Origin of the sequence: Anaeromyxobacter dehalogenans 2CP-C (assembly GCF_000013385.1) — a bacterium.
In the GTDB taxonomy this organism is placed as follows: domain Bacteria; phylum Myxococcota; class Myxococcia; order Myxococcales; family Anaeromyxobacteraceae; genus Anaeromyxobacter; species Anaeromyxobacter dehalogenans_B.
This window is the reverse complement of record NC_007760.1, coordinates 3,278,887-3,296,493: the sequence shown is the minus strand read 5'-3', so window position 1 is coordinate 3,296,493 and position 17,607 is coordinate 3,278,887. Positions and strand designations below refer to the sequence as shown.

18 protein-coding genes and 1 pseudogene are annotated in these 17,607 nt (G+C 75.5%); 8 read left to right on the top strand and 11 right to left on the bottom strand.

What is annotated here, in order from left to right; all coding sequences use genetic code 11:
* Positions 1–184: 184 nt before the first annotated feature.
* Genes ADEH_RS23710 through ADEH_RS15105 form a run of 3 tightly spaced genes read right to left on the bottom strand, consistent with a single transcriptional unit; the run spans position 185 to position 1,967 of the window.
* Positions 185–313, bottom strand: coding sequence for a hypothetical protein (locus ADEH_RS23710; protein ID WP_012634171.1), 129 nt, complete (start codon positions 311–313; stop codon positions 185–187).
* Positions 310–1,542, bottom strand: a complete 1,233-nt coding sequence (locus ADEH_RS15110) for an MFS transporter (RefSeq protein WP_011421972.1) — start codon at positions 1,540–1,542, stop codon at positions 310–312. The genes ADEH_RS23710 and ADEH_RS15110 overlap by 4 nt, the downstream gene beginning before the upstream one ends.
* Positions 1,539–1,967, bottom strand: coding sequence for a MarR family winged helix-turn-helix transcriptional regulator (locus ADEH_RS15105; RefSeq protein WP_011421971.1), 429 nt, complete (start codon positions 1,965–1,967; stop codon positions 1,539–1,541). Before ADEH_RS15105 ends, ADEH_RS15110 begins: the two co-directional genes overlap by 4 nt.
* 210 nt (positions 1,968–2,177) lie before the next feature.
* Between ADEH_RS15105 and ADEH_RS15100 the strand changes: the two genes are divergently transcribed.
* The gene (locus tag ADEH_RS15100) at positions 2,178–2,894 is read left to right on the top strand and encodes a hypothetical protein (protein ID WP_011421970.1); all 717 of its coding nucleotides are present in this window, start codon (positions 2,178–2,180) and stop codon (positions 2,892–2,894) included.
* 6 nt (positions 2,895–2,900) lie between these two features.
* Here ADEH_RS15100 and ADEH_RS15095 read toward each other — a convergent pair whose 3' ends face one another.
* From ADEH_RS15095 to ADEH_RS15070, 6 genes are all read right to left on the bottom strand, one after another.
* Positions 2,901–4,271, bottom strand: a complete 1,371-nt coding sequence (locus ADEH_RS15095) for a hypothetical protein (RefSeq protein WP_157061371.1) — start codon at positions 4,269–4,271, stop codon at positions 2,901–2,903.
* Positions 4,272–4,317: 46 nt separating this feature from the next.
* Entirely contained in the window at positions 4,318–4,602 is a 285-nt protein-coding gene (locus tag ADEH_RS15090) for a hypothetical protein (protein ID WP_011421968.1), read from the bottom strand.
* A 156-nt stretch (positions 4,603–4,758) separates the two neighbouring features.
* Entirely contained in the window at positions 4,759–6,048 is a 1,290-nt protein-coding gene (locus ADEH_RS15085) for a HAMP domain-containing sensor histidine kinase (RefSeq protein WP_011421967.1), read from the bottom strand.
* On the bottom strand, positions 6,045–6,749 hold the full coding sequence (locus tag ADEH_RS15080) for a response regulator transcription factor (protein WP_041453579.1): 705 nt from the start codon (positions 6,747–6,749) through the stop codon (positions 6,045–6,047). The genes ADEH_RS15085 and ADEH_RS15080 overlap by 4 nt, the downstream gene beginning before the upstream one ends.
* A 58-nt stretch (positions 6,750–6,807) precedes the next feature.
* Complete coding sequence (locus tag ADEH_RS15075) at positions 6,808–7,260, bottom strand: Spy/CpxP family protein refolding chaperone (protein WP_011421965.1); 453 nt, start codon at positions 7,258–7,260, stop codon at positions 6,808–6,810.
* Between the two features lie 128 nt (positions 7,261–7,388).
* Positions 7,389–7,916 carry a L,D-transpeptidase family protein gene (locus ADEH_RS15070; RefSeq protein ID WP_011421964.1) on the bottom strand — a complete coding sequence of 176 codons (528 nt, stop codon included), beginning with the start codon at positions 7,914–7,916 and terminating at the stop codon, positions 7,389–7,391.
* Positions 7,917–8,062: 146 nt separating this feature from the next.
* Between ADEH_RS15070 and ADEH_RS15065 the strand changes: the two genes are divergently transcribed.
* Positions 8,063–8,917 (top strand): L,D-transpeptidase family protein, encoded by an 855-nt coding sequence (locus tag ADEH_RS15065; protein WP_011421963.1) that lies wholly within the window; start codon positions 8,063–8,065, stop codon positions 8,915–8,917.
* Between the two features lie 44 nt (positions 8,918–8,961).
* On the opposite strand, the gene ADEH_RS15060 is transcribed toward ADEH_RS15065, so the two are convergent.
* Complete coding sequence (locus ADEH_RS15060; protein WP_232287294.1) at positions 8,962–9,273, bottom strand: hypothetical protein; 312 nt, start codon at positions 9,271–9,273, stop codon at positions 8,962–8,964.
* Positions 9,274–9,594: 321 nt separating this feature from the next.
* Here ADEH_RS15060 and ADEH_RS15055 point away from each other — a divergent pair, with 321 nt between their 5' ends.
* From ADEH_RS15055 to ADEH_RS15035, 5 genes and pseudogenes are all read left to right on the top strand, one after another.
* Complete coding sequence (locus ADEH_RS15055; protein WP_041453578.1) at positions 9,595–9,777, top strand: hypothetical protein; 183 nt, start codon at positions 9,595–9,597, stop codon at positions 9,775–9,777.
* Positions 9,778–10,106: 329 nt separating this feature from the next.
* Positions 10,107–10,421: a hypothetical protein gene (locus ADEH_RS15050; RefSeq protein ID WP_011421961.1), complete on the top strand. Its 315-nt coding sequence runs from the start codon at positions 10,107–10,109 to the stop codon at positions 10,419–10,421.
* A 72-nt stretch (positions 10,422–10,493) separates the two neighbouring features.
* A complete protein-coding gene (locus ADEH_RS15045) occupies positions 10,494–10,880 on the top strand; it encodes a DUF488 domain-containing protein (protein WP_011421960.1) in 387 nt (128 codons plus the stop codon).
* 217 nt (positions 10,881–11,097) lie between these two features.
* Positions 11,098–13,479, top strand: a complete 2,382-nt coding sequence (locus ADEH_RS15040; RefSeq protein ID WP_011421959.1) for a multiheme c-type cytochrome — start codon at positions 11,098–11,100, stop codon at positions 13,477–13,479.
* A gap of 158 nt (positions 13,480–13,637) precedes the next feature.
* Positions 13,638–14,942: pseudogene (locus ADEH_RS15035) on the top strand (alpha-amylase family glycosyl hydrolase); the annotation flags it as partial.
* Positions 14,943–15,036: 94 nt separating this feature from the next.
* Here the strand turns inward: ADEH_RS15035 and ADEH_RS15030 are convergent.
* Complete coding sequence (locus ADEH_RS15030; protein WP_232287293.1) at positions 15,037–15,795, bottom strand: phosphatase PAP2 family protein; 759 nt, start codon at positions 15,793–15,795, stop codon at positions 15,037–15,039.
* A 90-nt stretch (positions 15,796–15,885) separates the two neighbouring features.
* Between ADEH_RS15030 and ADEH_RS15025 the strand changes: the two genes are divergently transcribed.
* On the top strand, positions 15,886–17,592 hold the full coding sequence (locus ADEH_RS15025) for a class I adenylate-forming enzyme family protein (RefSeq protein ID WP_011421956.1): 1,707 nt from the start codon (positions 15,886–15,888) through the stop codon (positions 17,590–17,592).
* Positions 17,593–17,607 lie beyond the last annotated feature (15 nt).

Here is a 17,607-nt window from a genome sequence, read left to right as displayed (position 1 = left end):
TCCTCGCGGTGCGACATCGGTCTCACCCAGCGCGCGCGGGCGCGCACTCCTGGGGAGAGCATCGGCCGTGCCACCGGGGGCGCCGGCCGGAGGGCGCGGAATCGGGTCGGATCCCCGGCGCGCGTCCGGGCGGTGTCGGGATCGTGGCCAGCGGCCGCGATCCCGGGGAGACAGCGGCCGTGCGTCAGTTGCAGCGGAGCAGCGCGGCCATGCGCTCGCCGGAGAACGCCGGCTGGAGGTAGGACACGAACGCCCACAGCGCGATGAGCGCCGCGAGCGCGACCAGCGCCGCCCGGAGCACGGTGCGCGTCACGCGGCCGCCTCCGGCGCGGCCGCCGGGCGCGCCGCCGGCGCCTCGCGGACCGGCACGTTCACGAGCGCGGCCAGGAGCGCGAGCGCGATGGAGATCCACCACACCAGGTCGTAGCTGCCGGTCGCGACGTAGATCCGCCCGCCCAGCCAGCCGCCCAGGAACGCGCCGACCTGGTGGAAGAAGAAGACCACCCCGCCCAGCATGGCCAGGTGCCGGGTGCCGAAGAGCGTCGCGATGGTGCCGTTCGTGAGCGGCACGGTCGAGAGCCACAGGAAGCCCATGGCCGCGCCGAACGCGTACGCCGAGCCCTCGGTCACCGGCGCGAGGACGAACGCGGCGATCACCGCCGCGCGGAGCAGGTAGAGCCCCACCAGCAGGCCCGGCTTGCTCGTGCGCCCGCCGAGCAGCCCGGCGCAGTACGACCCGCCGATGTTGAACAGCCCCACCAGCGCGAGGACGGCGGCGCCCGCGCGCGGCCCGAGCCCGCGGTCCGCGAGGAACGCGGGCAGGTGGGTGGCGATGAAGACCACGTGGAACCCGCACACGAGGAAGCCGAAGGAGAGCAGCCAGAAGCCGCGGTGGCGCAGCGCAGCCGCGAGCGCCTCGCGCGCCCCCGCGCCGGGCGCGCCCGCGACGCCGGCGGCCGCCGGGCGCTCGCGGAGCCCCGCCGAGAGCGGGGCCATGCCGGCGCCGAGGCCGGCGAGCGCCACCAGCGCCCCCGCCCAGCCGACGGCGTCGATGGCCGCGAGCGCGCCGGGCAGCATCGCGAACTGCCCGAGCGAGCCCACCGCCATGGCGATCCCGGTGGCGAGGCTGCGCCGCTCCGGCGCGGTGCACCGGGAGATGGCGCCGAAGACGATCGGGTAGGACGTGCCCGACAGGCCGAGGCCCACCAGCACGCCCGCCGAGAGCGCCAGCGTGGACGCGCCGTGCGCGGTCGCCATGAGCAGCAGGCCGGCGACGTACAGCACGCTCCCGCCGAGCACCGCGCGCCCCGCGCCGTGGCGGTCCGCGAGCCGCCCGGCGAACGGCTGGGCGGCGCCCCACACCAGGTTCTGCAGCGCGATCGCGAACGCGAACACCTCGCGCGTCCAGCCGTTGTCCCGGCTCATGGGCTCGAGGAACAGGCCGAACGCGTGGCGGATCCCGAGCGACACCGTCAACGTGAGCGCGCCCGCGGCGAGCACCACCGCCGGCCCGCGCCAGCGCTGCGCGCCCGCGCGCCTCACGCGGCCTCCGAGCCGCCCGGCAGCGCGGCGAGGCGGCGGGCGAGGTCGGTGAGCTGCTCGGCGTTCGCGCCGAGCACGCGCTCCACGGCATGCTGCGCCGCGGTCCACGCAGGCGCCGCCGCCCGCAGCCGCGCCCGGCCCGCCTCGGTGAGCGCGGCGACGCGGTCCCGCTGGTCCTCGCCGGGCGCGAGCGCCACGAGCCCCATGGCCTCCAGCACCCGGAGGTTGCGCCCGAGCGTGCTCCGGTCGAGCCCGGTCGCGCCGGCGAGCGCGGTGAGGTTCGGCCGCCCGTGTCGCTTCACCGCGTGGAGGAGCGAGTACTGCGTGACCTTGAGGCCGTGCGGCGCGAGCGCCGCGTCGTAGAGCGAGGTCAGCGCGAGCGCGGCGCGCCGGACGTTCGCGGCGTAGCAGGGGACCGGATCCATTGCGGGCATCTACCCGCATCAGGCGGGAGGCGCAACGCGGCCCGCGGGCTCGGAAGGGGCGGCCCCCCGCGCGCCTCCGCGCCTGGATGCACCGGCCGCAGCTCGTGACGGGGGGCGCCGCGCCAGGGTTGCGGGTGCACCCGCGGTCGTGTTCACTGGGCGCATGCCGCAGGAACGCTCGCGACGCCCGGGACCCGGAGGCCGCGCCCAGTGACCGGTGCCTGGTTCCGGCGCCGGCTGGATCGCGATCCGCGCCGCTGGGTGCTCCTGCTCGCCACGCTGGAGGGGCTCGGCGGGCTCGCGCTCCGGGTCGAGGCGTGGTGGCCCGAGGGGACGCGGCGCCCCGACGCCTTCTCGGCGGGCTGGGTGTTCGCGGTGTGGTGCGGCCTCGCGGTGCTGGCGCCGTTCTTCGGGCTCGTCGTCATGATCGTCCACGGACGCCTGATCTGGTGGACGGGGGTGCTCCTCGGCGGCCGGGCCCGCCCCGTGGAGCTCCACGCCGCCGGGGCCTGGGCGGCGCTGCCGTTCCTCGTCGGCGCGGCGCCGCTCCTGCTGGTCGTGCCGCTCCGCCTGGCAGCGGTACCCCTCGAGCCCCGCCCGCCGGCGCTGGAGCGCGCCCTGGCTGCGTTCGACGCGAGCACGGGCGCCCTGATCCTCGCCGCGGCGGTCGCCTCCCTGCTCAGCGCGCTCGCCTACCTCGTCTACCTCGCCGAGGCGCAGGGCTTCGGCTGGGCGCGGGCGCTGCTCAACCCGTGGCTCGCCGGGCTCTCTGGCCTGGCCATGATCGCCGCGGGGGTCGCGGTCGCCGCGCTCGGCTTCCGGGAGGCGTCCGCTCCGGCGGTCCTCACCGCGATCGGCGTGGTGGCGGCGCTCGCGGTGGGGGCCGAGCTGGCGGCCCGGGCCCGGTGGCGCGAGGCGCAGCGCTGACCGTCCTCAGCGTGCGGCGCCACGCAGGACGATCGCCAGCGTCTCGTCCGGCTGTGCCACGTCCGCGTGGGGGAGGGGAACGGCGATGGAGAGCGCCCGGCGGTCGTCCACGCGCTCGAGCCGCGCGCCGGCGAGCCGCCCCGCCTCGTCGGTCGTGAGCTCGCCCGCCTCCGCCAGCTCGGCCACCGACGAGGGCCACCGCCGACGTTCGTCGCGGAACGCGCCCGCTCCCGCCGCGAGCACGAGCGCGTCGAGGCGGAGCCGGGCCGCGTCGGAGCGCCGCGCGTACTTGCCGTGGCCGGGCGCGGCGATCGCGGCCAGCGGATTCACCTGCCGCAGCGCCCGCCGCGCGATGTCCTCGAACGCGTCCGAGCGCACCGGCTCGGGGAGGTCCGCCGCGGCGGTGAGCGCGTCCTGCGCCTCGCGCAGCCCGCGCCAGCCGTCGCGAAACATGAGGCGCTGCCAGAGCGCGGCCCGCGTCGCCCCGCCATGCCTCACGGCGCTCGCGCAGGGGCCGAGCGCGTCAAGGACCGTCGCCGGGAGGACGGCGCTCATGTACACGGACGAGACGGTCGCAGCGTCCCGGAACGTCCGCGAGAGCGGGGGAAGGGCGTCGCGGACGATGCGCACCCGCCGCGCGGCGTCGCGGCGCTCGGCCGCGCCCGGCAGTGCGTCGATCGCGTCCACCATCGGCGGCGCGAGGCGCGCCACGACCTCGGCGCCCTCCATCCTGCCCACCAGGAACCGCGCCACCGCGAGGTCCCGTCCCAGCGCAAGCCCGTCCAGCCCGTCGCGGAGCGCGGCCTCCGGCTCACCGGCCGCCAGCGAGGTGCGCATCCGCACGCCCGCGAGCGTGGCGGCGAGCTGCCATCCGGCCCAGCCGCCGTCGTCCAGGAGCGACTGGCAGTCGCGGGTGGCAGGGAAGTCGGCCCGCTCCGCCCGCGTCGCGGCGAGGAGCGCGTCGAGGTCCGGCCCGAGGCGCTGGAGCGCGGCGGCGGTCCAGGGCGGGAGGGTATCCAGCGGGGCGGACCCGGCCACCACCTCGCGCGTCCGCCGGAGCGCGGGCTCGTCCTTCGCCAGTTCCTGTGCGGCGGCGTCCAGGGAAGGGAGGTGCGCGGGGATCGCGTCGCCGATGGCGCCGGGCGAAGGCGCGTCCACGTGGACCGGGCGAGGATGCCGGCGGGAGAGGAGCTCCCGGGCGTCGCGCACCAGCCGCGCCTCCAGGTCGCCGGTCTGCTGTCGTGCGACGAGGACGCCGGCCAGCACGAGCGCCGGGGCGAGGAGCACCGCCCAGGTGAGCACGAGGTCCCAGCGCCGCGGTCGGCGCGGCCGGTGCTCCGGAGATCGAGGCACGCGAAGCTCGTCCTGGAGGCTCATGCACGGATGGTATCGCAGGAGCGGGTGGATCACCCGGCGAGCTGGCTCAGCGCTCCCGCGGGTCCTGCCAGACGAACTGGTGCCAGTACACCGGGAACACCGCCCAGTTCCCGGCGAGGAGCACGAGCGCCCAGCCGCGGCGCAGGCCGCGGGTGAGCTGGTCGTTCCCGGCGAGGTGCCGCAGGTAGATCCCGAGCAGCACGGCCACCACCGCGACCTGCACCGCGACCGCCGAGGCGGGCAGGTCGCCGTGGCGGTAGACCGCCACGGCCATGAAGCCGATGGGCCCCAGGTTCACGATGCCCAGCAGCAGCTTGCCAATGCGGCTCATGCTCCGCGCCCTCCGGCGGACTCCGAGCCCCCCGTCTCTGGAACGGCCGGGGTGGGTGGTGTGACGCTCGGTGCCGCGGTCACCACCACGGGGTGGCACGGAGGTGGACCCGCGCCGCGCCGCCTCGAACGCCAGCGGCGGGCGCGACCGGCCCGGCTATTCCCTCGGGGCCGGGAGCCGCACCCGGAACGTGGACCCTTGCCCCGGCGCGCTCTCGACCGAGATCGACCCGCCGTGCGCCTCCGCGATGCGGCGCGCCAGCACGAGGCCGAGGCCGGTTCCGCCGGTGCCGCGCTCGCGGCTGCGGTCGGTCCGGAAGAACGGGGTGAACAGGCGCGGCAGGTCCTCCGCGGGGATCCCGATCCCGCGGTCGGTCACCTCCACCACTGCGGCGTCCGGCTCGGCCCGCACCGAGAGGCGGACGGGCGCCGGAGGCTCCGAGTACTTCGCGGCGTTGTCGAGCAGGTTGTCGAGCAGGCGCCGCAGCAGCACCGCGTCGCCGCGGAGCAGCGGGAGGCCGGAGCCCGCGTCCAGCTCGAGCGCGCGCCCCTCGTGAGCGCCGCGGAACCGCTCCGCCGCCTCCTCGGCGACCGCGGCGAGGTCCACCGGATGCCCCTCGTTGCGGAGCGCCGCCGCCCCGCGGGCCTCCAGGCGCGCGGCGTCGAGCACGTCCTCGATCAAGGCGTCGAGCTCGGCGAGGTCCTGACCGATCTCGCCGAGGTAGCGGCGGGCGCGCGCGGCGTCGCCCTCGGCCGCCAGCTCCAGCGCGACCCGGATGCGTGCGAGCGGGGTGCGCAGCTCGTGGGAGACGTTCGCGAGCAGCTCGCGCTCGCCGCGCACCAGCGCCTCCAGGCGCGCGGCCATCTCGTCGAACGAGCGGCCCAGCTCCCCCAGCTCGCCGTGCGCGCGCACGTTGGCCCGCGCGGCGAGGTCGCCGGCGCCGAGCGCGCGGGCCGCCGCGGTGAGCCGCTCCACCGGGGCGACGATGGCGCGGGTGAGCGGGTAGGAGGCGACCGCGAGCGCCGCCAGGACCGCCCCGATGAACAGCAGCCCGCGCGCGGGATCGTGCGGCGGCGAGTGGACCACCAGCGTCCCGCCGCCGCGGAGCGGCACCGTCCACCCGCGCCGCCGCCCGTCGGCGCGCGCCGCGGCGGCCGGATCGCGCACGCTCGTGGCGACGAGCCCGCCGCCGGGCCCGTACACCGACGCCTCCACGCCGAACGCCTCGCGCGCGCGCTCGAGCTCGGCGGCGAGGCGGGGTGGATCCCCGGCGAGCTCGCCCACGCGCTCCGCGGCGTACCGCCCGGCGCCGCGCTGCGACCACCACCCGCTCCCGCGCCGCAGCGCGAAGCCCACCCCGGCGACCGCGACCGCCACCACCAGGAGCAGGAGCACGCCGTGCAGGTAGACGCGCCAGAAGAGCGGCCCGTGCGCGCGCCGGCTCATCCCGGCTCCCCGGCGAGCAGGTACCCGGCGCCGCGGACCGTCTTGATGAGCCGGGGCCGCCGGGGATCGTCGCCGAGCTTCTGCCGCAGCCGGGAGACGTGCACGTCCACCGAGCGGTCGAACGCCTCCTCGGCGCTCCCGCCCGCCAGCTCGATGAGCTGCTCCCGGGCGAGCACGCGGCCCGCGCGGCGCGCCAGCGCGTGGAGCAGCGCGAACTCGTACCCGGTGAGCGTCACCTCGCGCCCGTCCAGCGTCACCCGGCGCGCCGCCGGATCCACCACCAGGCCGCCGACCCGCACCGCCTCGCGGGGCGGCCCGGCGCGCCCGGTCGCTCGCCGCACCACGGCGCGGATGCGCGCGAGCAGCTCGCGGGGCGAGAACGGCTTCGCCAGGTAGTCGTCCGCGCCGAGCTCGAGCCCCATCACGCGGTCCGCCTCCTCGCCGCGCGCGGTGAGGACGATGACCGGGACGTCGGAGCGCGACCGGAGCTCGCGGCAGACCTCCAGGCCGTCCTTCCCCGGCAGCATGAGGTCGAGCAGCACCACGTCGAAGCGCCCCGCGAGCGCCTCGTCGAGCCCGCGGCGCCCGTCGGTGACGTGGACCACCGCCACGCCGTGGCCCTCCAGGTACTCGCGGGTGAACGCGGCGAGGCGGAGGTCGTCCTCGACGAGCAGCGCGAGGAGCGGGGTCGCGGCGGTCACCGCGGCATCATAGCGTGGGGCGGGCGCCGTCACCGCGGGTCGGCTCCGGGGGAGCGGCCTAGCGATGCAGCCGCTCGATCTTGCGGGTGAGCTTCTCGCGCTGCGCCGGCGTGAGCGCGTCGTGGACCTCGACGCCCGCGTCCACCGCCTCGTGCGCGAGCTTGCGGAACGCGTCGGCGCGCGCGTCCACCAGCGCGTGCAGCCGGGCGCGGTCCGGCGCCGCCGCCATCCACTCGGCGAGCAGCGCCTGGTGGGCCTCGTCCTGCCCGGCGCGCAGCTCGGTGGCCGCGGCGAGCATGCGGTCCTTCACCGCGTGGACGCGGGTGCGCTGCTCCGGGGTCGCGTCCACGTCGTCGAGCAGGTCGTCCACCCGGTCGGTCACGAACGCCGACATCCGGGCGGGATCGTGCCCGTGCCCGCGCCAGCCGCACCCACCGTGGAACCCGGTGAGCGCCACGACCCCCACCGCCAGCAGCCCGAGCGCCGCGATGGCGCCGATGATCCGCTTCATGTCCTCGTCTCCTTCCGGCCCGGCCACCGCGGGCGGGCACGGTGGGAGGATGCGCGGCGGAGATGTCCGGCGCCTGTGCGGTTCGTGAAGAAGCGTGAAGCGCGGCGCCGCGGCAGGGCGCCGGCGCCTCAGCGGATGACGAGGCGCGGCCGCCGCGCGCGGACGAACGCGGCGATGGCGTCCACGTCCCCGTCGGTGCCGGTCGCGATGCAGCCCTGCGTCCAGTCCACCTCGGTGACCGGGTACCCGGCGCCCTCGGTCCCGCGCGGCGGCCCGTGGATGCCGACGGCCGCGCCGGTGAAGCCGCGGGCGGCCTGCGCCGGCGTCGGATAGGCGATGGGGATGAAGGTGCCGTACTGCGGGGAGGGGCGCGGGTCGCCGAGCGGATAGGTCCCGAGCGGCGTCCGCCCGTCGCCGCGACGGCGCTTCCCGACGCCGCTGCGCCCGAGCGCCACCGTGAACTGCGCCGCCGGCGCCCCGCCGCTGCACAGCCAGAGTTCCCGGCGGTCGGTCACGACCACGACCGCGTCGCGCGAGCGAGGGCACGGCGACGGGTCGAGCGCGCCCTCCGCCCCCGGCGCGAGCGCCGGCAGCATCGCGAGCGCGCACGCCGCGAGCCGCCGGCCGGTTCCGCTGGAGCGTGGGCCCCTCCCCATCGACCCAGCATCCTATGCGCGCCGGAGCGCAGCGGCCAGCGGGCGGCCGCGCGCACCCGGCCGGCGCAGTCCGCCAGGGCGGTCGCGGCGCGGCGCTGCCGGCGCGATGGTGGCACGCGGGAGGCCGCCCGCCCGCGGGAGCCGACATGTGGTTACCGCTGCCGCTCCTCGCCGTGCTGCTCTCGGTGCCGGCCACCACCTGGCCGGAGGGCGACGAGGTGATCGGCGCGAGCGGCGCCCACCGCATCCGCCGGGGCGAGTCGCTCATCGAGATCGCGCGCCGGTACGACCTCGGCTTCGGCGAGATCGCGGCGGCGAACCCGCGCCTGGACGCGTTCGTCCCGCCGCCGGGCGAGCTCGCGATCCTCCCGACCGCCTGGATCCTCCCGTCGGCCGCGGAGGAGGGGACGGTGGTCGTGAACCTTTCGGAGATGCGGCTCTACTACCTGCCGGCGGGACCCGGGCCGCTCCTCACCTTCCCGGTGGGCGTGGCGGTGGAGGCGGGCGCGACGCCGCTCGGCGTCCTCACCGTGGAGCAGAAGCTGGTCTCGCCGAGCTGGTACCCGACGCCCGCGATCCGGCGCGAGGATCCGGAGCTGCCCGCCGCGGTGCCGCCGGGGCCGGACAACCCGCTCGGCAGCCACGCGCTCCGGCTCTCCGCGCCGACGCTGCTCATCCACGGCACGAACCGGCCGTACGGCGTGGGCCGCCGCGTGTCGCACGGCTGCATCCGGCTCTACCCCGAGGACATCCCCCGGCTCCATCGCGCGGTGCGCCTCGGCACGCCGGTCGCGATCGTGCGCGAGCCGGTGAAGGTGGGCGTTCGGGCCGGGCGCGTGCTGGTGGAGGTGCACCGCGACGACGACGCCGCCGCCGATCCGGCGGAGCTCGCGCAGCGGCTGCTCCGGGCGCGCGGCGTGCTCGAGCAGGTGGATCCGCGGAAGCTCGAGCGCGCGCTGGCGGCGCGGAGCGGGATGCCCGTGGACGTGAGCGCCGAGTGAAGGGGGCGCGACGGCCGGTGGCCGCCGCGCCCCTGCGTGCGCCGCTACATCTTCCCCTTCACCTGCGTCAGCTCGAACGCCTTGGCGGACTTCTGGGCGGCGAGCTCGGCGCGCTCGGCCGCGTCCTGCGCTGCCTTCACGGCCTCCTGCGCCCTCGCCGAGGTGGCCGAGGAGTCCGCCACGTCCTTGCGCAGCGCCTGGAGCTCGGCGGTCTGCGCGTCGAGCTTGGCGTTCATCGCCGCCTGTTGCCGCTCCACCGCGGAGATCCGGTCGGCGAGCGGGTCGATCTGCTGCTTCACGGAGCCGTTCGTCGCGCAGCCGGCGGCGAGCAGCCCGAGCACCAACAGTCCTGCCATCCGCATCATGGCGCCTCCTCCGAGTCGGGGTTCGACACCACTTTTCACGCTCCGGATGAATTCGCGGAAGGGCCGTTGGGGAGGGGCGTCGTGGTGCGACCGGGAGTGCGCCGCCGGTGGCTGGCGGCCGCGCGCCTGGGCGCGGCCTGGTTCACGCACCGTGCGGATTCGCGCCCCGCGCGGAGCCGACGGTGCCGACGTCGGGGGGCTCGAGGCAGGGATCTCGCTGGAAAATGTGCCCAACGGGGACGGTGCAGAGCTTGGCTGGCTGCGTCATGGACGTTTTGACGCACCGCACGCCCACGCCAGGAGAGCCTCGCCATGGAATCCCCGAGCACCGAATCCTCCTCCAGCCCGCACCCGCTCCACGACGAATCCCACGGCCGCTGCGACTTCTGCGGCTGCTCCGTGAACCGCGAGACCGCCGTCCAGCGCGTCGAGCGGCGCGACGAAGGCCCCGAGGTCGTCGTCCTCTGCGCCGACTGCGCGTTCGGGCACGACTGACGCCTTCCCGGCCGCCGCGCCCGCTTCGGCGCGCGGCGCGCGGCGCCGGTGCTGGCGCGGCGGTTGGGGAGAAGTCTCATCAGCGTTCGCTTACCGACGGCGAGCGCGGGGCGCCGCTGGCTCAACCGCGCGCCGTCACGGACGCAATCCCGCGCCGCGGCCACGCCCCTCGCCGGAGTGCGGCAGCGGGGACAACGCGCGGGCGACGGGCCGGCGGCGCTCCTGCCGCACCCGGGCGACGCGCTCGCGCTGGGCGCGCGTCGATCGGCCACGCGGGCCGGCCACACTCCCGGTGGTAATCACGATCGCATCGTCTCCGGGGGGAGGCCATGCAGATCGATGCGATCCGGGATGCGCTCGACGTCCGCGTTGGCAGGACGTTCGGCGCGAGCGACGTGAGGCGGCTGCAGGAGACCATCGAGGCGCTCGGGCCGTTCGCGCGCCTCAGCATCGACTTCGGCGCCGTGCGCCAGTGCGACGACGCGGCGCTGGCGCGCTTCGCGAGCCTGCTGGCGTGGGTGCCGGGCGCGCTGATCTCGGTGCGCGGGCTCACGCTGCACCAGTGGCGGCTGCTCACGTACCTCGGCGTCCACCCGGGCGACGAGGACGGCGCGGCCTCGACCGCGAACGCCTCCGCGTCCTGAGCGGCCGCGCCCCACCGACGAGCCCTCTCCGGTGGCTGCACGCCGCCGGCGCGCCCCGGTAGGCTGGGGGACATGGCGATCCGCATCGTCCGGCTCGGCAGCCCCCGCGCACGCGGCGAGGGGCTTCGCATCGGCACCGTCCGCCGCCCGCCGCGCGGCGTGCCCGCGTCGCGCTTCGCGGCCGACGACTGGTACGACGTCTGGTTCCCGAACCTCGCGCCCACGGTCCCGACCATGAAGCTGGCGCAGGCGGCGCGGAGCGAGCGCGAGTGGGCGGCCTTCAAGCGGCGGTTCCGCGCCGAGATGGCGGAGCCGGCCGCGCGCCGGACGCTCGACCTGCTCGCGGCGCTGTCGCACGGCGCCGATCTCGCCGTGGGCTGCTACTGCGAGGACGAGGCGCGCTGCCACCGGTCGGTGCTGCGCGAGCTGCTCGCCGAGCGCGGGGCGCGGCTGGCCTGATCGTCGGCCTCCCCGCGACCGCGGAGTACATCGCAGCACGCGCGCAATGACCGCGGTCAAGCGCGATTGGGTCAAATCGCGCAAATGCCAATGATTGACCTGGGCATGTTGTCGCATGGGCTTCCCCGGCCGGGGAAATCCTGCGGCACTTTGCTAGGGTCCCGCCGCGAGGTCAGGCATTCGGGCCTAGGCCCATCAACGCGGAGAGGTTCTACAAATGCACAAGTGGACGATGCGGACGACCGGCGCGCTTTTCTTCGCCGGCGCGCTCGCGATTGCGGGGTGCTCTGGTGACGACGGCAAGGCCGGTCCCCAGGGTCCCGCGGGTCAGGACGGGCAGCCGGGGCTTCCCGGGCAGCCCGGTCAGCCGGGGCAGCCGGGGCAGGACGGCCAGGATCTCACGGCCACCGCCAAGCCCGAGTCGTGCGCGGTGTGCCACGGCAGCGCCGGCGCGCAGCACCAGGGCATCTACGGCGGCTTCGCGGACGGCCTGGATCCGGCCACCTCCAAGCTGCAGATCACCAACGTCGCGGTCGCCAGCGTGCCCAACGCCACCACGGCGGGCACCTTCGACGTCACGCTCACCTTCAACGTGACCCTCGACGGCCAGCCGTACACCGCCGGGATCGCCGCGCTGAAGCAGAAGAGCTTCCGGGCGACCGAGTTCGACGTCGCCACGAAGTCCTTCACCACGCAGACGGCGTTCAGCTGGGGCACGCCGGCGCACGTCGCGAACGGCCAGTACACGGCCACGAAGACCGCCGCCGCGTTCGCGCCCGAGGCGTCGGACGCGTTCGTGTACCTGTATCTCGGTGACAAGCTGATCCTGCCGGCCGAGGGCCACTACAACCTGATGGACAACGTGGCCAGCGCGGCCGTGAAGTACGGCACCTGGACGTACACGTCGGCCGCGAACGTCTCCGGCTGCGAGAAGTGCCACCCGGCGCCGTACGCGAAGCACGGCTACCGCCAGGCGACCGTCGCCGGCCTCGAGGACATGGTGGCCTGCAAGGCCTGCCACACCGACCAGCGCACGGGCACGGACTTCGTCTTCCAGCTCCTGGCCGACGACCCGGCCGCGGCCGCCGCGCTCACGGTGGACGCGGACGGCGAGACGATCTACAGCGCCGAGCAGCAGGCGAAGTACGCGTACACCGCGACCATCGTGAACGACACGCACATGTCGCACGCGATGGAGTTCGCCTACCCGCAGTCGATGGCGAACTGCGTGACCTGCCACGACGGCAAGCTCGACGTGATCCTCGCCGACGCGAACTTCACGCTGAAGACCTGCAAGAGCTGCCACCCCGTGACCGGTCTGAACGGCGACCCGAAGCGCGCCCCCGCGCTGAAGGACGTCGTCCCGCACAGCTATGACCTGTACACGACGACGGTGAACTGCTCGGGCTGCCACAGCACGGCGGGCGGCTTCGCCCCGACGTTCGCGCAGATCCACACCGGCTACGACAAGCAGATCTACGCGAGCGCGACGGCCAAGCACTCGGCCACCTTCACCTCGAAGGTGGACTCGGCGTCGTTCGACGGCACGACGAACAAGCTGACGGTCACGTTCAGCGTCGCCGGCGCCGCCGCGGGCGCGATCGTGAAGCCCACCATCGTGGTCGGCCTGTACGGCTACGACACGAAGGACATGCTGATCAGCGGCCACAGCTCGCAGGCGGACGGCACCACGAACCTCGAGTACACCGAGGGCGCCAAGCAGCGCAGCGACCCGACCAAGTCGTCGAACAGCGCGCGCCTGACGCTCGACCCGGCGGCGGCGACCGCCGGCGTCACCCAGTGGACCGCCACCGCCGACCTCACGCTCTGGTCCGACCTGATCGCGCAGGGCGCGGTGAAGCAGGTGGAGATCGCGTTCCTGCCCACCGTCGGCAGCGACCAGGCGGCGGCGGTGAGCACCACCAACCCGGCCATCGCGGTCGCCGGCACCACCGCGACGGTGGACCTCGCCAGCAGCGCCATCGTCGCGAACGCGTATGGCAAGGCGATCGTCAGCGCCGACAAGTGCAACAAGTGCCACGAGGCGCTCGGGACGACGTTCCACAACCCGAACTACGGCAGCGCCGGCGTCGTCGCCTGCCGCGTCTGCCACACCGTCCGTGACGGCGGCGCGCACCTGGAGATGCAGTCGCGGTCGATCGACTCGTACGTCCACGCGATCCACTCGATGCAGCCGTTCGACGTCCAGAGCATCGACTTCTCGGATCCGGTGGCCTCGATGCGCTACGACCACCACGTGGAGTCCACCTACCCGAACTTCACCATCCTGAACTGCGAGTCCTGCCACAACCCGGGCACCTACGAGGTCCCGGACCAGTTCCGGACGCTGCCCGGCGTGCTCTCCGCGTCGCGGACGCTCACGGGCAAGGATCGCAACATCGGCACGGTGGCGTCGGTCGTCACCGGCCCCGGGTCCCGCGCCTGCGGCTCCTGCCACCGGTCGCAGATGATCAACGAGGACGCCGCCGGCGACCTCGCCTCGTTCAACGCGCACACCGCGACGTTCGGGTTCGCGATCGAGAACGGCACCGGCGTCTTCGACGACGCCGTCGCGAAGATCATGGCGCTGTTCCAGTAGCCCCGGCGGGCGGGGCGGGCTCCGGCCCGTCCCGCCGGCCGTGAAGCGAAGCAAGCAACCGGGCGAGGCGAGCGCATCCTGCTCGCCTCGCCCTTCTCGTCTGGAGGGCAGCGGGCATCCCGCGGAACACCGCGCCCCCGCGCCGCGTTGCTCAGGCGATGCGCGCCCGCACGTTCCGTCCGCCACCTCGCCTGGCCGCCCTGCTGGCGCTCCTCTGCATCGCGCCGCTGCGCGCGGGCGCCGACGTCCGGCCGGATCCGGAGTGGTATCGCAGCGCGGTGATCTACGGCGTCGTCCCGCCGCGCTTCGGCCCCGAGCCGCTGAAGGCGGTGACCGCGCGCCTCGACGCCCTCCGCGACCTCGGCGTGGACGCGCTCTGGCTCGCGCCCGTCAACCCGACCGACGATCCCGGGGACGTCAGCTACGCCATCACCGACTACTTCGGCCTGCGGGCCGACTTCGGCACGCCCGAGGACCTCCGGGCGCTCGTCCGCGAGGCGCACGCGCGCGGCATCCGCGTGCTCCTCGACTTCGTCCCCAACCACACCTCGGTCGGCCACCCGCACCACCTCGACGCGGCGGCGCGGGGCCGGGCGTCGCCGTGGTGGGGCTGGTACGACCGCGATCCGGCGGGCCGCGAGACGCACTACTTCGACTGGAAGCACCTGCCGAACCTCGACTACGGGAACCCGCTGGTGCGGCAGATGATGCTGGACGCGTTCGCGTTCTGGGTCCGCGAGTACGACGTGGACGGCTTCCGCGTGGACGCGGCCTGGGGGATCCGCCAGCGCGCGCCCGCGTTCTGGGGGGCGCTGCGCCGCCGGCTCGACGCGGTGAAGCCGGGCGTGTTCCTGCTCGCCGAGGCGAGCGCGCGCGACCCGTTCTACGTCCGCAACGGCTTCGACGCGGCCTACGACTGGACCGGCGAGCTGGGCCACTGGGCCTGGGAGAAGGTCTTCGACGATCCCGCGCGCATCGGGCCGGCGCTCGACGCCGCGCTGGCGTCGCGCCGGACGCCGATGCACCGGGTGGCCCGCTTCCTGAACAACAACGACACCGGCGAGCGCTTCGTGACCCGCCACGGCCTCGCCGTGACCCGCGTCGCCGCGGTGCTCCTGCACGCGCTGCCCGGCATCGCGGTGGTCTACACCGGCGACGAGGTCGGCGCGGAGTTCCAGCCCTACGAGGAGGGGCCGCCGGTCTCGTGGGTGGACGTCCACGGGCTCCGTCCGCTGTACCGGCGGCTGGCCGCGCTCCGCGAGGACCTGCCGGCGCTCCGGCGTGGCACCTACCGGCGCGTCGCGGTCCCGGGGCACCCGGAGGCGTTCGCGTTCCTGCGCGACGCCGGGGCGGCGGGCCGCGCGCTGGTGGTGCTGAACTTCGGCGGCCCGGCCCGGCTTCGCCTGGACGCGCCCGCGGGCGCGCTGCCGGGCTGGGACGCGATCTCGCAGCGCCCGGCGGCGGTGCGCCGCGCCGGTCCCGGCGCGCTCGAGCTCGAGGTGGGCGGCCAGCAGGCCCTGATCCTGGTGGACCGCGCCAGCCCGCGCCGAGCGCGGCCTACGCCTCCTCCGACCCCGGGCCGCTCCCCTCCGGCGGCGTGCCGCGCGCGCGACGCCGGTCGAGGAGGTCGGCGGCCAGCCAGCACGCGACCGCCCAGCTCCCGCCGACGGCCCACCCGGCGATCACGTCGGTGGGCCAGTGCACGCCCAGGTACACCCGGCTCGCGCCGGTGAGCAGGGTGGCCCCGAGCGCGCAGGCCATCACGAGGAGCTTCATGCGCCGCCGCGGCAGCACGCGCGCGAGGAGCGCGCCCAGCGTCAGGTAGACCACCGCCGACATCATCGAGTGGCCGCTCGGGAAGCTGGCCGTGTACACGTACGAGCCGTGCGGCACGAGGTCGGGCCGCGGGCGCGCGTAGCCGTGCTTCAGGACCAGGCTCAGCGCCTGTCCGCCGGCGATCGCCACCGCGAGCAGCGCCACCGAGCGCGGGCGGCGCGCCATCCACAGGAACAGCGCGGCGGCGATCGAGACCAGCGTGAGCACGGCGGTGCCGCCCAGCGCGGTGAGATCGCGGCCCATCTCCTCCACCCAGCGCGGCCCCAGCGGCTCGGCAGGATCGGCGGGATCGCGCAGGGCGAGGAGCACGGCGCGGTCGAGCGAGCGGACCTCGTCGTGGCGGATCGCCTCCGCCACCTCGAGGAAGAGCCAGAGCCCGCCGGCCGCCGAGGCCACCAGGGCCACCGTGACGAGCTCGCGGGCGCGGACCAGGCGCCGGAGCGACCATCCTCGGGGGCCGGCCGGGCGCGGGGCTCGCATGCGCGGCATCTTCGCCCCCGCCCGCGGCGATGTCGATCTCGCGCCCTGCGCGCTCGCCCGCCCGGGCGGAGTGCGCTAGAACGCCCCGCCATGAAGACCGCCGCCCAGGACCAGGCCTGCCGCGACCGCGCGGCGCGGCTCCCCGAGAACGTCGCCGACCGGGTCGCCGAGCACGCGCGCCGCACCCCCGGGGCCGTCGCGCTCCTCGAGCACAACACCGCCGAGACCGTCACCTGGAAGCAGCTCGACACCGCCGCCGACGCGTTCGCGGCGCGGCTGCTCGCCGCCGGCTACCGCAAGGGCGACGTCGTCGCCACCAGCCTGCCGCTGCTCAAGGAGCACGTCTTCCTGCTCGTCGCGTGCTACCGCATCGGCGTGATCCTCGCGCCGCTCGACCTGCGGCTGCGCGCGGGCGAGATCCGGGCCGCGTTCGAGAAGCTCCGGCCGAAGGGCTACTTCTTCGTCGGCGCGCCCGCGCTCCTGCCGGTGCTGCAGGAGGTGGTCGGGAAGTTCCCGGGCGTGCGCCACTGGGTGCAGTTCCAGAAGGAGCCGGACGGCATCCTCCCCGGCGCCACCTGGGTGAAGGACTTCACCCGCCGCATCAAGCTCGACTACCTGAAGGCGAAGCTCCTCGGCACGGTGCGGCGCGCGCGCGCCCGCGTCGGCAGGCGCGACGGGTGCCTCGTCATCTTCACCACCGGCTCCACCGGCTCGCCCAAGCCGGCGCTGCTCTGCCACGAGAGCATCCTCGTCCAGAACGTCGGGCTCACCGTCGGGTTCGACCTCCGGCCGGACGACCGGCTGCTGGTGAACCTCCCGCCCTCGCACGTGGGCTGCACCACCGAGCTGCTCGGCACCGCGCTGTACGAGGGCATCCCGTCGGTGCTCCTGCACGTCTTCGACGCGCTGAAGAGCCTGGAGGCGATCGCCGAGCACCGGGTCACGGTGGTCGGGCAGATCCCGGCGCTCTTCAACGCGGAGTGGAGCCACCGCCGCTACGCCGAGCTCGACCTCTCCAGCCTGCGCGCCGCCATCTACGGCGGGCAGGGCGTGCCGCGCGCGTTCCTCGACCGGCTGCGGGCCATGGCGCCGGAGATCGGCACCGGCCTCGGGCTCACCGAGACGTCCGGGTTCTGCACCTACACCGCCGTGGGCGCGAGCGCCGACGACCTCGCCGACGGCATCGGGTTCGACTCGCCGCTCTGCCCCATCTCCATCCGCGGCCCGGTGACCGCCGACGGGTACGCCGGCCCCGAGCTGCCGGCCGGGACCGTGGGCGAGATCTGCTTCGCGGGCCCGCAGGTGTTCCTCGGCTACCTGAACGACCCCGGCGCCACCGCGCAGGCGGTCACGAGGGACGGCGTCTGCTACACGGGCGATCTCGGCAGCTACGATCCGGCGCGCGGGCTCCGGCTCGCCGGCCGCGCCAAGCTCGTCATCAAGCCGAAGGGCTTCCAGGTGTTCCCGGGCGACGTGGAGAACCACGTGATCTCCGCGCTGCCGGGCAAGGTGGCCGCGGCCGCCTGCGTGGGCGTCGAGCACGCGCGCTGGTCGGAGGCGATCGTGCTGTTCGTCGAGGCGGCGCCCGACGCCACCGTCACGCCCGAGGACGTCCACGCGGCGTGCGACGGCATCGCCTCCTACGCCCGCCCCAGCCACGTGGAGGTGGTGTCCACCGGGACGCTGCCCCTCAACCGCGTCGCGAAGGTGGACTACGTCGTGCTGCGCGAGCGCGCCCGCGAGCTCGTCGAGGCGCTCCGGCGCGACGGGAAGTGGGACGCCCGGGCGAGCCGCTGAGCGCCCGGGCGGCGC